This window comes from Mariniflexile gromovii (assembly GCF_017814435.1).
In the GTDB taxonomy this organism is placed as follows: Bacteria; Bacteroidota; Bacteroidia; order Flavobacteriales; family Flavobacteriaceae; genus Mariniflexile; species Mariniflexile gromovii.
This window is the reverse complement of the sequence record NZ_JAGJCB010000017.1, coordinates 68,794-80,943: the sequence shown is the minus strand read 5'-3', so window position 1 is coordinate 80,943 and position 12,150 is coordinate 68,794. Positions and strand designations below refer to the sequence as shown.

15 protein-coding genes are annotated in these 12,150 nt (G+C 33.9%); 2 read left to right on the top strand and 13 right to left on the bottom strand.

The window, feature by feature from the left end:
* The first annotated feature begins 79 nt into the window (after positions 1-79).
* The gene (locus tag J8H85_RS15085) at positions 80-1,006 is read left to right on the top strand and encodes a serine hydrolase domain-containing protein (protein ID WP_317195016.1); all 927 of its coding nucleotides are present in this window, start codon (positions 80-82) and stop codon (positions 1,004-1,006) included.
* Between the two features lie 35 nt (positions 1,007-1,041).
* Here the strand turns inward: J8H85_RS15085 and ftsY are convergent, their stop codons facing one another.
* The 12 genes from ftsY to recR form a co-directional block, all read right to left on the bottom strand.
* Positions 1,042-1,995, bottom strand: coding sequence for a signal recognition particle-docking protein FtsY (ftsY, locus tag J8H85_RS15080; RefSeq protein ID WP_209656038.1), 954 nt, complete (start codon positions 1,993-1,995; stop codon positions 1,042-1,044).
* Positions 1,996-2,317: 322 nt separating this feature from the next.
* Entirely contained in the window at positions 2,318-2,470 is a 153-nt protein-coding gene (locus J8H85_RS15075; protein ID WP_117176235.1) for a DUF4295 domain-containing protein, read from the bottom strand.
* Positions 2,471-2,476: 6 nt separating this feature from the next.
* Positions 2,477-2,659, bottom strand: coding sequence for a 50S ribosomal protein L33 (gene rpmG, locus J8H85_RS15070; RefSeq protein WP_132218687.1), 183 nt, complete (start codon positions 2,657-2,659; stop codon positions 2,477-2,479).
* Positions 2,660-2,684: 25 nt separating this feature from the next.
* Complete coding sequence (rpmB, locus tag J8H85_RS15065; RefSeq protein ID WP_111309066.1) at positions 2,685-2,921, bottom strand: 50S ribosomal protein L28; 237 nt, start codon at positions 2,919-2,921, stop codon at positions 2,685-2,687.
* 84 nt (positions 2,922-3,005) lie between these two features.
* Positions 3,006-4,256, bottom strand: a complete 1,251-nt coding sequence (locus J8H85_RS15060; RefSeq protein WP_209656037.1) for a competence/damage-inducible protein A — start codon at positions 4,254-4,256, stop codon at positions 3,006-3,008.
* Positions 4,257-4,598 (bottom strand): Hpt domain-containing protein, encoded by a 342-nt coding sequence (locus tag J8H85_RS15055; RefSeq protein ID WP_209656036.1) that lies wholly within the window; start codon positions 4,596-4,598, stop codon positions 4,257-4,259.
* A 1-nt stretch (position 4,599) separates the two neighbouring features.
* Positions 4,600-5,211, bottom strand: a complete 612-nt coding sequence (locus J8H85_RS15050; protein ID WP_209656035.1) for a fumarylacetoacetate hydrolase family protein — start codon at positions 5,209-5,211, stop codon at positions 4,600-4,602.
* 83 nt (positions 5,212-5,294) lie between these two features.
* On the bottom strand, positions 5,295-6,071 hold the full coding sequence (locus J8H85_RS15045) for a 3'-5' exonuclease (protein ID WP_209656034.1): 777 nt from the start codon (positions 6,069-6,071) through the stop codon (positions 5,295-5,297).
* Position 6,072: 1 nt separating this feature from the next.
* A complete protein-coding gene (locus tag J8H85_RS15040) occupies positions 6,073-6,909 on the bottom strand; it encodes a hypothetical protein (RefSeq protein ID WP_209656033.1) in 837 nt (278 codons plus the stop codon).
* A 120-nt stretch (positions 6,910-7,029) separates the two neighbouring features.
* On the bottom strand, positions 7,030-8,370 hold the full coding sequence (locus J8H85_RS15035; protein WP_209656032.1) for a dihydrolipoamide acetyltransferase family protein: 1,341 nt from the start codon (positions 8,368-8,370) through the stop codon (positions 7,030-7,032).
* 84 nt (positions 8,371-8,454) lie between these two features.
* Positions 8,455-9,555, bottom strand: a complete 1,101-nt coding sequence (locus tag J8H85_RS15030; protein ID WP_209656031.1) for a glycosyltransferase family 2 protein — start codon at positions 9,553-9,555, stop codon at positions 8,455-8,457.
* Positions 9,556-9,562: 7 nt separating this feature from the next.
* On the bottom strand, positions 9,563-10,180 hold the full coding sequence (gene recR / locus J8H85_RS15025; protein ID WP_209656039.1) for a recombination mediator RecR: 618 nt from the start codon (positions 10,178-10,180) through the stop codon (positions 9,563-9,565).
* 90 nt (positions 10,181-10,270) lie between these two features.
* Here recR and J8H85_RS15020 point away from each other — a divergent pair, with 90 nt between their 5' ends.
* Positions 10,271-11,728 (top strand): sodium:solute symporter, encoded by a 1,458-nt coding sequence (locus tag J8H85_RS15020; RefSeq protein WP_209656030.1) that lies wholly within the window; start codon positions 10,271-10,273, stop codon positions 11,726-11,728.
* Here the strand turns inward: J8H85_RS15020 and J8H85_RS15015 are convergent.
* Positions 11,705-12,067, bottom strand: a complete 363-nt coding sequence (locus J8H85_RS15015) for a CoA-binding protein (RefSeq protein ID WP_209656029.1) — start codon at positions 12,065-12,067, stop codon at positions 11,705-11,707. The genes J8H85_RS15020 and J8H85_RS15015 overlap by 24 nt on opposite strands.
* Positions 12,068-12,150 lie beyond the last annotated feature (83 nt).

The window sequence follows — 12,150 nt, the reverse complement described above, 5'->3', positions numbered from 1 at the left end:
TTGAACAACCTGAAGCTTAAAAGAAATCGAATAATCTTTTTGAGTACGCTTTACATACCCACTGTTTTCTGGTGTTTTCATTACACTAAGGTTTGAGTGTATCGCTATTGCAGGACGGGACATTTATTTAGAAGAAAAAAACACCAAAAGTTTCATGATACTTTATAATGGTAGAATTGTTCGGGAAGATTATTTTAACGGACATAGCAAAACAGCTTCGTGGTATTGGGCAAGTGCCGGAAAAACGTTAACTACCGCGGTATCTGGCATTGCACAAGAAGAAGGCTTAATAAATATAAACAATAAAGTTTCTGATTATTTAGGAACAGGTTGGACGAGTGTCTCAACCGATAAAGAAAACCTAATTACATGCAAACATTTATTATCGATGAATTCTGGTTTAGATGATAGTTTAGGCGATGATGTATCACCTGCGAACCTTCAATATGTTGCCGATGCCGGTACACGATGGGCATACCACAATGTATATGTAAAAGTGCAAGATGTAGTTGCTGCGGCTAGTAACCAAACATGGGATAATTATTTTAATACTAAACTTAAAGAAAAAATAGGGATGACAGGACTATGGACAGATTTAAGTGATTTGAGCGTTTTTTGGAGCAACACCCGAAGTATGGCACGATTTGGCTTAATGATTTCTGCAAAAGGAACATGGAAAAACACACAAATTGTACCGGAAGCATTTTTAAATGAAGCTACCAATACCTCACAAGACATAAATAAAGCTTATGGGTATTTATGGTGGCTAAACGGAAAATCGAGTTACCATTTACCACAAAGTCAACTTCAATTTAATGGTGAATTAATCCCGAATGCCCCAGCCGATATGTATGCTGCTTTGGGTAAAAACGACCAAAAAATTCATATTGTGCCTAGTAAAAAATTGGTGATAATTAGAATGGGAGATGCTGGCGATGGTGAAAATTTTGCAGTGTCTACTTTTGATAATGATTTATGGGAAAAGTTAAACGCATTGATTAAATAAAGCAAGAATCCCTCCTTTCGAGGTATACCTAACATTTACTTAAAAAACGAATCTACAAACTCGAACTTATTAAAAACTTGTAAGTCTTCGATACCTTCGCCTACACCAATATATTTTACTGGAATTTTAAACTGGTCTGAAATACCAATTACCACACCGCCTTTGGCAGTACCATCTAATTTGGTAACTGCTAATGATGTTACTTCGGTAGCGGCTGTAAATTGTTTGGCTTGCTCGAATGCGTTTTGACCTGTTGATCCATCTAGCACTAACAAAACATCGTTGGGTGTGTTATCAACCACTTTTTGCATTACGCGTTTTACTTTGGTCAACTCATTCATTAAGTTTACTTTGTTGTGCAAACGTCCCGCGGTATCGATAATAACCACATCGGCATTTTGAGTTACGGCACTTTTTAAGGTATCGAACGCCACAGAAGCAGGGTCGCTACCCATAGATTGTTTTACCAACGGCACTCCTACGCGATCTGCCCATACCTGTAGTTGATCGATGGCTGCTGCTCTAAAGGTATCTGCTGCACCTAAAACCACGTTTAATCCTTGTTTTTTAAATTGATATGCCAATTTGCCAATGGTAGTAGTTTTACCAACGCCATTAACACCTACAACCATAATAACGTACGGTTTTTTATCTTGCGGAATGGTGAATTCTGAATCGTTACCTGTATTGGTTTCACTCAACAAACCAGCTATTTCTTCGCGAAGAATGGTATTAAGTTCTTCTGTTCCTAAATATTTATCTTTTGAAACTCTCGCTTCAATACGCTCGATAATTTTAAGGGTGGTGTTAACACCTACGTCACTAGACACTAGAACTTCTTCAAGATTATCTAAAACCTCATCGTCTACTTTGGATTTTCCTGCTACGGCTTTACTTAATTTACCAAAAAAAGTGGTTTTGGTTTTTTCTAAACCTTTATCGAGGGTTTCCTTTTTTTCTGAGGAAAATATTTTTTTAAAAAAACTCATTACTATCGTTTATTCGTTGAATTGTTTATTTGTTGATGCGCTATTCTTTGCGTTAGGGATTGAGGCAATTGTTGGAGCTCCTCGCAGAGAGCGACTGCCGAAAGCCCGACCCCACAGGGTAACGCCCAAATACCTATGTCAAAAGTCTTACCAATAATTTACACTGCTAATATGGCAGAGGGTTCCCGCATACACGGGAATGACAATTTCAAAGGATTCCTCAAAATAAAATTTTGAGAAGCTTCTTTTCAAGTCAAATATAAACATAAAAAAGCTGCTTCCCATAAAGAAAGCAGCTTTGTATATTTTAAAAAGCTTTTTTTTACTTTTTGTTGAAAAAGTCGTCTGCAAATTCTGGAGACATGATTGATTCAACAAACATGTAAGCACCTGTTTTAGGTGATTTTACCATTTTAATCGCTTTAGTTAATCTTTTTGAAGATGTTTGTAACGATGCTACTGTTTTCTTTGCCATGACTTATTATTTTATCTCTTTATGAACTGTCATACGCTTAAGGATAGGGTTGAATTTTTTAATTTCCATTCTATCAGGCGTATTCTTTTTATTTTTTTTAGTAACGTAACGTGAAGTTCCTGGTTGTCCAGACTCTTTGTGCTCAGTACACTCTAAAATTACTTGTATTCTATTACCTTTCTTTGCCATTTTTTTTACTTATTAAATACAGCTATTATTTTAAAAATCCTTTAGATTTTGCATCCTTAATTGCTGCAGTAATACCTATTTTGTTGATAGTTTTTAAAGCAGATGTAGAAACTTTTAAAGTTATCCAGCTGTCTTCTTCTGGAATGTAAAAACGTTTCTTTACTAAATTCGCATTAAATTTGCGTTTAGTTTTATTCATTGCATGAGACACGTTGTTTCCAACCATTGCCTTCTTACCTGTAAGTTCACAAACTCTTGACATTATTTATAACTTTAAAATTCTTTTGTTGCTTAAAATCGAGGTGCAAATATACAAATTCTTTGCATTACAACAATCTATTTTTTATCAATTTTTAAAAATTTCTTTCAGAAGCATTTCCAAGGCCTTATTTACCGCCTTATTTATGACTTTTATACGATGATTTCCTAACATGAATTTTTGGGAATACACCCCGTTTTTTGTAGCAATAGCGATATAAACGGTACCCACCTCAGCTTCTGAATCGCCTTTAGTTGGACCTGCATTTCCTGTTGTTGCAACAGCGTAATCAGATTGAAATAATCGCATCGCATTACTAGCCATAGACTCTACAACCTGTGAACTTACCACCGAAAACGTTTCAATATCTGTTTTAGAAACTCCTAAAACGTTCATTTTCGATTCGGTTGAATAGGTTACAACACCGCCTTTAAAATAAGCTGAAGCGCCTGGGTGGGTTGTAAATTGTTCAGCAATCATACCGCCCGTACAACTTTCGGCAATTGCTAATGTTTTTCCCTGTTTACTTAATTGCTTGGCTATAACAATTTCTACCGAGCCTTCTTCTTCTTCAAAACCTGCAAACTCTTCTTTTATTAATGGAAGCACTTTATCTATTTCTTTTTGAACACCATCTTGAACCTCTTTTACATTAAAACCTTTTGAAGATAAACGCAACCTCATCATACCTAAACTTGGTAAATAAGCTAATTTAATGTGTGTTGGCAAAGCATCTTCCCAAGCCTCAATACGTTCTGCCAACGCACTTTCGCCTATACCATATACCAATAAGGTTTTGTGTAAAATATAAGGGCAATTGTATTTTTCTTTTAACTTTGGAATAACCGATTCTTCAATTAAGGCATTCATTTCATAAGGTACACCTGGAAGGGAAATAAATACTTTATTGTCTTTTTCCATCCACATCCCTGGCGCTGTACCCAACTTGTTCATGAGTACTTTTGATTTTGAAGGCACAAGTGCTTGGTCTCTATTCACCTGAAGCAGCAAACCACCTGTGTAATGTTTCCAAAGTTCTTCGATATTTTTTAATACAGAATCGTCGCGAACTAGCGTATCATTAAAATATTCGGCAATGGTTTTTTTGGTAATATCGTCTTTTGTTGGCCCTAAACCACCTGTAAGAATGATGATATCTACATTGCTTTCGGCATCTTTTAAGGCTTTAAGTATATGCGCTTTATCGTCTTGAACGGATGTTATTTGATATACCGACACCCCAATTTTATTGAGATGCTTTGCTATAAATGCAGAATTGGTATCAATAACTTGACCAATAAGAAGTTCATCTCCAATAGTGATTATTTCTGCTAACATTTATAAATTAAAATCTGACTTTAACTCGGCAACCGCATTTTCAACAGCAGAAAGCACGATTTCCAATTGAGAAGATATATCTAAATCCCTCTTTTCAAATTTACCCCAATCTTGCACTTCAATTAAAATATCAAGCACACCTAATTCGAATAAATCTATGGTGGGTTTCATTTTATGTGCCGCTTGGTATGCCTCATGATAATCTTTTGCCGCTACTGCTTTTTTTAAACGTTCAGCATCTTCTGGCACTTCTTCCAAAAAGGCTTCGGCTAATGTTGCGATAAAATCTTCATCGTTATCTGCTAACTCACGTACTCTAAATAACTTGTAATGTTGTTCCATTTTATTTAATTGTTATTGAAAATAGTTCTTTATCTTCTATAAATCCTTTGAGTTTATCATTTGCAACTACGTTCCCAACTCCTGCTGGTGTACCTGTAAATATAATATCTCCTATCTTTAATGTGAAATATTTTGACACATATTCTATTAATTCATCAATTTTCCAAAGCATGTGGCTTGTATTTCCTAATTGTACAATATTATCATTTTTTTTTAAGGAAAATTGAATTGCATTTACATTTTTAAAATCTGAAACCGGCAACCATTTTCCAACTACCGCTGCACCATCAAACGATTTTGCTTTTTCCCAAGGCAATCCTTTTGCTTTTAATTCGCTTTGCAAATCGCGGGCAGTAAAATCGATTCCCAAACCAATTTCATCATAATATTTATGGGCAAATTTTTTATCAATATGCTTCCCTATCCTATTTATTTTAACCAAAACCTCAACTTCATAATGCACATCGTTTGAAAAATCGGGAATGAAAAACGGTTGTTTTTTTAGCAGAATAGACGTATCTGGTTTTAAAAACACCACCGGATCTGTTGGTTTTTCGTTTTCTAATTCTTTAATATGTTCGGTGTAATTTCTACCTATGCAGATGATTTTCATACTTTTTGTCATTCCTGCGAAAGCAGGAATCTATTTAATTATTACTTTTATTTATGGATTCCTGCTTTCGCAGGAATGACAAACTACCCTAACTTATTATTAAAACTTCTTAGCTTAATGGCCGTTAATACCTTTTTGGTGTATAATGGAAAATCGGCATTTAACAACCAGCCAAAATACCCGGGTTCGCTTTCCAAAACTTCGGTTACTAATTTTCCTTTATGTTTTCCGAAAGAAAAACATTCTTCCCCTTTTTTATTGTAAACAATAAAGCCAGCAAAATCTGCAAACTGCTTTCTAGAACTGAATTCTGCCAAAAACTTGGTGTCATTTTCTATTTCGTCGTATTTAGCTATTTGCGCTTTCAACACCTCATAAGTTGCTCTGGTATCTGCTTCTGCTCCATGGGCACCTTCCAATTCTGTATTACAATAAAACTTATAGGCGGCGCTTAAAGTACGCTGTTCCATTTTATGGAAAATAGTCTGTACATCAACCGCTACGCGGTTTTTCATATCAAAATCTACCTCAGCACGCAACAGTTCTTCAGCCAATAAAGGAATATCAAACCTGTTAGAGTTAAAACCTCCTAAATCGGAATCTTTAATCATATTGTAAATGTCTTTTGCCACCTCCTTAAAGGTTGGTTTATCGGCTACATCTTCATTGCTTATACCGTGAATGGCAATAACATCGGCAGGAATCGTCATTTCTGGATTTACCAACCAGGTTTTACTTTCCTCTTTTCCGTTAGGATATACTTTTAAAACAGCTATTTCAACTATTCTATCGGTTGTTATGTTGACACCTGTTGTTTCTAAATCGAAAAAACAGATGGGTTTTGTTAGGTTTAAATTCATTTTAAATATCTATATTATTTAATCCACTGTATTGTGTTTCAAAATCATTTTTTATCTTATCCCATCCTTCTGATTCCAAAATATAATATTGTATTTTATAGCTTTCCTTATACTCCACAAAGAACTCTCCAGATGGTTTTATAATTAATGAATTAAATTGGTTTTTGCCTTGAACGAACATTTTTTTCAATAAACCTCCATGATCTTGATACCATTTTACTTGTTTTACCTCATTAGGATGCCCTTCATTATAATTATAAAAATGAAAAAGAACGTTGTCATTTTTAAGTTTTTTAAATTTTCGGACACATGATTTGTATGATTTTATGAAGCTCCTATGATTTTGAACATGAACATGTTTAGCAACTTTTCTTAAATTATTCAAATCGAAAACCACACCGTCTGATATCCTATGAGATTTAATAGGATTTTTAATTTCATGACCCAAACTATCGTAACTAACAATTTTATTATGCTTTGGGAATTTAGACTTTGCGAGTAAAGTATCAATATAATGAATTACTAAAGTTTTAGTTGTATCTATTCCGTGTCTTTTATTTAAAAGTTTAAATAATTGGCTTTTCGGAATTGGCATCAATTGTCCAAAACGATACCTGTAATTTATTTCCTGCAATACCAAACTGTCTCCACTATATCTCATACCGTAATAAATGGAAGAGTTCATTTTATTGGCAAATACTTTTTTTGAAATACTTTTACCGTTTTCATCTACATAAATTGTATCACGTTGTGCATAAACAACCGATAAGTTTAAAACAAACAAAAACAAGATAATTACCTTTAAAAAGTTTAATGCAACCTCGGTTTTAATACGCATTGTCGTGTTATAATTTTTAGATTTAAAAATGACATCTACAAAAATAAGAAAATCCAACAGTTTTAAAGGTTGGATTTATCTTTTAACATTTATTTGATGAGATTCCTGCCTACGCAGGAATTATATTTCCCTATTACTATCCCAAGCTTCTAAGTAATCTTTAACTGCTTTTACAAATTGACCACCTAATGCGCCATTTACAACACGATGGTCGTAAGAATGCGATAAGAACATGCGATAACGAATGCCTATAAAATCGCCTTCGCTGGTTTCAATAACCGCTGGTACTTTTCGAATGGCACCCAATGCCAAAATGCCAACTTGTGGTTGATTGATAATAGGTGTTCCCATGATGCTACCAAAAGTTCCTACGTTGGTAACCGTGTAGGTACCACCTTGTATATCGTCTGGTTTTAATTGATTTGCTCTGGCGCGATTTGCCAAATCGTTTACCTGCTTCGTCATTCCTACCAAATTAAGTTGATCTGCATTTTTAATAACAGGTACAATTAAATTACCATCGGCAAGTGAGGCGGCCATTCCTAAATTGATGTTTTTCTTTTTAACAATGGTATCGCCTTGTAACGAAATGTTCATCATCGGGTAATCGCGCAATGCTTTGGCAACCGCTTCCATAAAAATGGGTGTAAAGGTTAAATTCTCGCCTTCGCGTTTCTGAAAAGCATCTTTAACTTTATTTCTCCAATTCCAGATTTTAGTTACATCGGCCTCAATAAAACTTTGTACATGCGCCGATGTTTGAACGGACTCTACCATGTGATGCGCAATAAGTTTGCCCATTCTGGTCATTTCAATAATTTCGTCTTCACCACTAACCACTGTTGGTGTTGGTGTTGGGGCTGGTTTTTGTTTTTCTGGTTGAACGCTTTTAACAACTGGAGTTTCTACTTTTGAAACAGGTGCTGCTTCATGACCATTTTTGTTTTGGAGGTAATTTAAAATATCGTTTTTAGTAACTCTATTATCGATGCCTGAACCAACAATGGTATCGAGTTCTTGCTGCGAAATACCTTCTTCTTTTGCTATATTTTTAACCAACGGAGAATAAAAACGATCTTCACTTGAAACTACAGGCGCCACTGCTTCTTGGGCTGCAGCAATAGATTGACTCACAAATTCAGCTGCTTTCTCTTCTTCTTTTTCTTCAGAAGCTTCATTTGATGTGGTTTCTAAGGTTTCATCTGTATTTTCATCATCACCATCTGTTTGAATAATACCAATGGTTTGCCCTACTTGAACAACATCATCTACATTAAAAAATTTCTCAATTAAAATACCGTCTACTTCACTTGGCACCTCGCTATCTACTTTGTCGGTTGCGATTTCCAATACTGCTTCATCAAGTTCTATAGTATCTCCAACCTCTTTTAACCAAGATGTTATAGTTGCTTCTGCAACACTTTCTCCCATTTTGGGTAATTTTAGTTCAAACTTTGCCATATCAATAACGTAATACTTCTTTTTTTATTTATGGTTGCAAAATTAATTAAAAAACATTGATTTCTTTAAATTATTTACAACAAACTAGTTTAAATTTAAAACCTCACCTCTACTTATAGCATGATCGCTTCCAAGTATAAAATTAGCGTTTTTTGGTAATATCTTGTAAGTAATCGATTTGTTTTTATCAACCCCTTCCATCATACTTATAATGCTTTTATAGCTTAATATATTGCCATCAAAAATAAGTTCGGTGGCATTTTCTAGGTTTTCTATATGGGATTGTAAACTTATTTTCTTTGATAAAGCAGCTTGTAATTTACTATTGATTTTATCTGAAATAAAAACGTAACCGCTTACATGCTTTTTTTTATTTACGGATGATTTTCTAAACAGGAAAACAATTCTGATACCAAACCAAACAAACATATCGAACAATATATTCTTTTTGAAATGTTTTTTATAGAATATTTGCATGGCTCCATAAAAACGACGCGCATAATGTTTATCCTTTAAAGTACTTTCTCCTTTATAATGAATGATTGTTGTTTCACCGAAATAATAGTTATCAAATCCTGCCTTCAACACTTTATAAGACAAATCAATATCTTCACCATACATAAAATAATCTTCATCAAATCCGTTTACTTTAGTATATAAATCGCGTTTCATCCACATAAAGGCACCTACAAAAATATCGACTTTTCCTGTTTCATTTTCATTTAAATGATTGGCATAATAGGATTTTGAGTTTCCTAATATTTTTTTAAATGCTGTATTTACATATGGAATGTTCCGTTTACTTTCTGGCAAAAATGCACCCACGCCATCTATGAGTTTACACCCTACAATTCCTAAATTAGCGGTATTTTCGGCAAATTTCAAAATAGACGTAAAGGTATCTTCTGCAACAACCGTATCTGGATTTAGAATGCACAAAAACTCGCCTTTAGCTTGAGAAACACCTATGTTGTTTCCTTTTGAAAAACCAAAATTCTCTTTGTTTTCTATAAGTACCACTTCAGGAAACAAATCTTTAACCATTTGGCAACTAGCATCTTTAGAATTATTATCGACCACAATAATTTCTGCATCTATGGTTGTGATTGCTGCTTGCACACTTTTTAAACAGAGTTCCAAAAAGTATCTCACATTATAGTTTAGTATGACAACGGATAACTTCAAACGATGGTTAATGTTTTAAGGAAGATTCAAACGGTACGCGATTAATAATACTTCTGCCTAAAGTTATTTCATCGGCATATTCCAATTCATCACCCACCGAAATACCTCTGGCAATGGTAGATGTAAACACCTTATAATCCTGAATTTGCTTAAAAATATAAAAATTGGTAGTATCGCCTTCCATAGTAGAACTTAATGCGAATATGAGTTCTTTTATTTTACCTTCCTTTACTTTATCTACTAAAGATTGAATATTCAAATCGTGAGGGCCTACACCATCCATTGGTGAAATTTTCCCGCCTAAAACATGATACAGACCTTTAAAGGAACTGGTATTTTCAATAGCCATCACATCGCGGATATCTTCCACTACGCAAACCAACGATTCATCTCTGTTTGGGTTTGAGCAAATTTCGCATAAATTCACATCGCTAATGTTATGGCATGACTTACAAAACTTGATATCATTCCGCATAGTTTGCAAGGCTTCCGATAATGCTGTTGTTTGCTCTTTTGGTTGTTTAAGCAGGTGCAATACCAAACGCAATGCCGTGCGTTTACCAATTCCTGGTAATTGCGACATTTCGTTAACGGCACGTTCAAGTAGTTTTGATGAAAATTCCATAACTGCGAAATTACAATAAATGTTTGTTTCCATATGTATGATAATTTTGAAAATCATTATTTGTATATTTCGGCTTCATTCATAAAAACTATGCAACCTATACACGTTTTAATACTTATTATAATTTATTTTGGAATTTTAATGTTTGTTTCATACCTAACGGGTAAAGAAGATAATAACGATTCCTTTTTTAAAGGCAACAAATCATCTCCTTGGTTTTTGGTAGCTTTTGGAATGATTGGGGCTTCGTTATCTGGAGTTACTTTTATTTCGGTTCCAGGTGATGTTGGCAGTAATATGTTTGGTTATATGCAGGTGGTTTTTGGTTACTTGCTAGGTTATATGGTTATTGCCTTTGTACTTATGCCAGTGTATTATCGGTTAAATGTTACGTCTATATATGAATATTTAGGAGACAGGTTTGGTATAGTTAGTCATAAAACAGGGGCTGCTTTCTTCTTTATTTCTCGTGTATTAGGGTCTGCTTTCAGGTTGTTTTTAGTTGCAAGTGTTTTACATGAATTTGTATTTAAACATTGGAATTTTCCTTTCCCAATTACGGTTGTTATTTCAGTAGCACTCATTTTAGCATATACATTTAAAGGGGGTATTAAAACTGTAGTGTGGACAGACACCATACAAACACTACTAATGTTAATAGCATTAGTAGTTACCATAGTACTAATCTACCAACAAATGGGTTGGGGTTTAGGCGATTTTATAGGAAGTGAAGCTATCAAGGAATACGATAAAATATTCTTTTTTGATGATATTTTGGCTAAAAATCATTTTCTTAAACAGTTTATTGGCGGTATGTTTATTGCCATTTGTATGACTGGTTTAGACCAAGATATGATGCAAAAAAACCTAACCTGCAGATCGTTAAAAGACGCACAAAAAAACATGGTTACTTTTAGTATTGTTTTGGTTTTTGTAAACTTTATATTTTTACTATTAGGAGCCTTATTGTTTGTTTATGCCAATACAAAAGGCATTGAAGTACCTGTTGTAGATGGTGCAGTTAAAACCGATTTGCTTTATCCAGAAATAGCTTTAAACTCAGATTTAGGATTATCGGTTGCTATATTTTTTATGTTAGGCCTTATTGCGGCCGCATATAGCAGTGCAGATAGTGCACTTACCGCATTAACAACATCGTTTTGTATAGATTTTTTAAATATTGAAAAACGCGAATTAAGCACTCAAAAGAATACGCGCAAAAAAGTACATATTGGCATGAGTGTATTAATGATTTTAGTAATAATTTGTTTCTATTACGTATTAAATCAAAATGTAATAAGTGGTATTTTAACGGTTGCAGGATATACCTATGGGCCGTTATTAGGACTATTTGCCTTTGGTATTCTAACAAAATTTAAAATCAATGATAAGTTAGTACCCTATGTTGCCATAGCATCTGTTGGTATTTGCTATATCATTGCTAAAATTCCTTCGGAATATTTAGGAGACTATAAATTTGGGTATGAGTTGTTAGTTGTAAACGGTATTTTAACCTTTTTAGGGTTAATATTGGTTCGTAGAAAGTAACACCAAAGAACAAGCAGATTCAAAAGGAATGTTATTTTCCCTTAAAATTCTGTAAAACTCAGGGTTTTCAGTTCCAGGATTAAAAATAACGCGCTTCGGATTTAATGAAACGATATAATCGTAATACTCCTTTTGGTTTTTAGCATTCAGATACAATGTTACCGTATGTACATCTTTAAAAAGAAACATGTCTGTATGAATAGGTACACCTGCAACTTCACCTTCTTTTAAACCCACAGCCACCGTTTCAATCTTATGATTCACCAATTTTTGAATTACAAAATTTGAATATCTACGTGGGTTTAAAGATGCCCCAAGTACCAATGTTTTTTTATTCATAATGTTAAAAAATGTTAATAATTTATAAAAAACGGTAACATAATACAAATTCTTTCGTCTCCTATATAATCAATCAAAAAACA

Excerpts from the sequence above, each read along its gene's own strand:
- recR (WP_209656039.1), bottom strand. The coding sequence starts at position 10,180 with ATGGAATTTTCATCAAAACTACTTGAACGTGCCGTTAACGAAATGTCG.
- ftsY (WP_209656038.1), bottom strand. The coding sequence starts at position 1,995 with ATGAGTTTTTTTAAAAAAATATTTTCCTCAGAAAAAAAGGAAACCCTC.
- rpmB (WP_111309066.1), bottom strand. The coding sequence starts at position 2,921 with ATGTCAAGAGTTTGTGAACTTACAGGTAAGAAGGCAATGGTTGGAAAC.
- J8H85_RS15060 (WP_209656037.1), bottom strand. The coding sequence starts at position 4,256 with ATGTTAGCAGAAATAATCACTATTGGAGATGAACTTCTTATTGGTCAA.
- J8H85_RS15075 (WP_117176235.1), bottom strand. The coding sequence starts at position 2,470 with ATGGCAAAGAAAACAGTAGCATCGTTACAAACATCTTCAAAAAGATTA.
- J8H85_RS15015 (WP_209656029.1), bottom strand. The coding sequence starts at position 12,067 with ATGAATAAAAAAACATTGGTACTTGGGGCATCTTTAAACCCACGTAGA.
- J8H85_RS15020 (WP_209656030.1), top strand. The coding sequence starts at position 10,271 with ATGCAACCTATACACGTTTTAATACTTATTATAATTTATTTTGGAATT.
- J8H85_RS15055 (WP_209656036.1), bottom strand. The coding sequence starts at position 4,598 with ATGGAACAACATTACAAGTTATTTAGAGTACGTGAGTTAGCAGATAAC.
- J8H85_RS15045 (WP_209656034.1), bottom strand. The coding sequence starts at position 6,071 with ATGAATTTAAACCTAACAAAACCCATCTGTTTTTTCGATTTAGAAACA.
- rpmG (WP_132218687.1), bottom strand. The coding sequence starts at position 2,659 with ATGGCAAAGAAAGGTAATAGAATACAAGTAATTTTAGAGTGTACTGAG.
- J8H85_RS15050 (WP_209656035.1), bottom strand. The coding sequence starts at position 5,211 with ATGAAAATCATCTGCATAGGTAGAAATTACACCGAACATATTAAAGAA.
- J8H85_RS15040 (WP_209656033.1), bottom strand. The coding sequence starts at position 6,909 with ATGCGTATTAAAACCGAGGTTGCATTAAACTTTTTAAAGGTAATTATC.
- J8H85_RS15035 (WP_209656032.1), bottom strand. The coding sequence starts at position 8,370 with ATGGCAAAGTTTGAACTAAAATTACCCAAAATGGGAGAAAGTGTTGCA.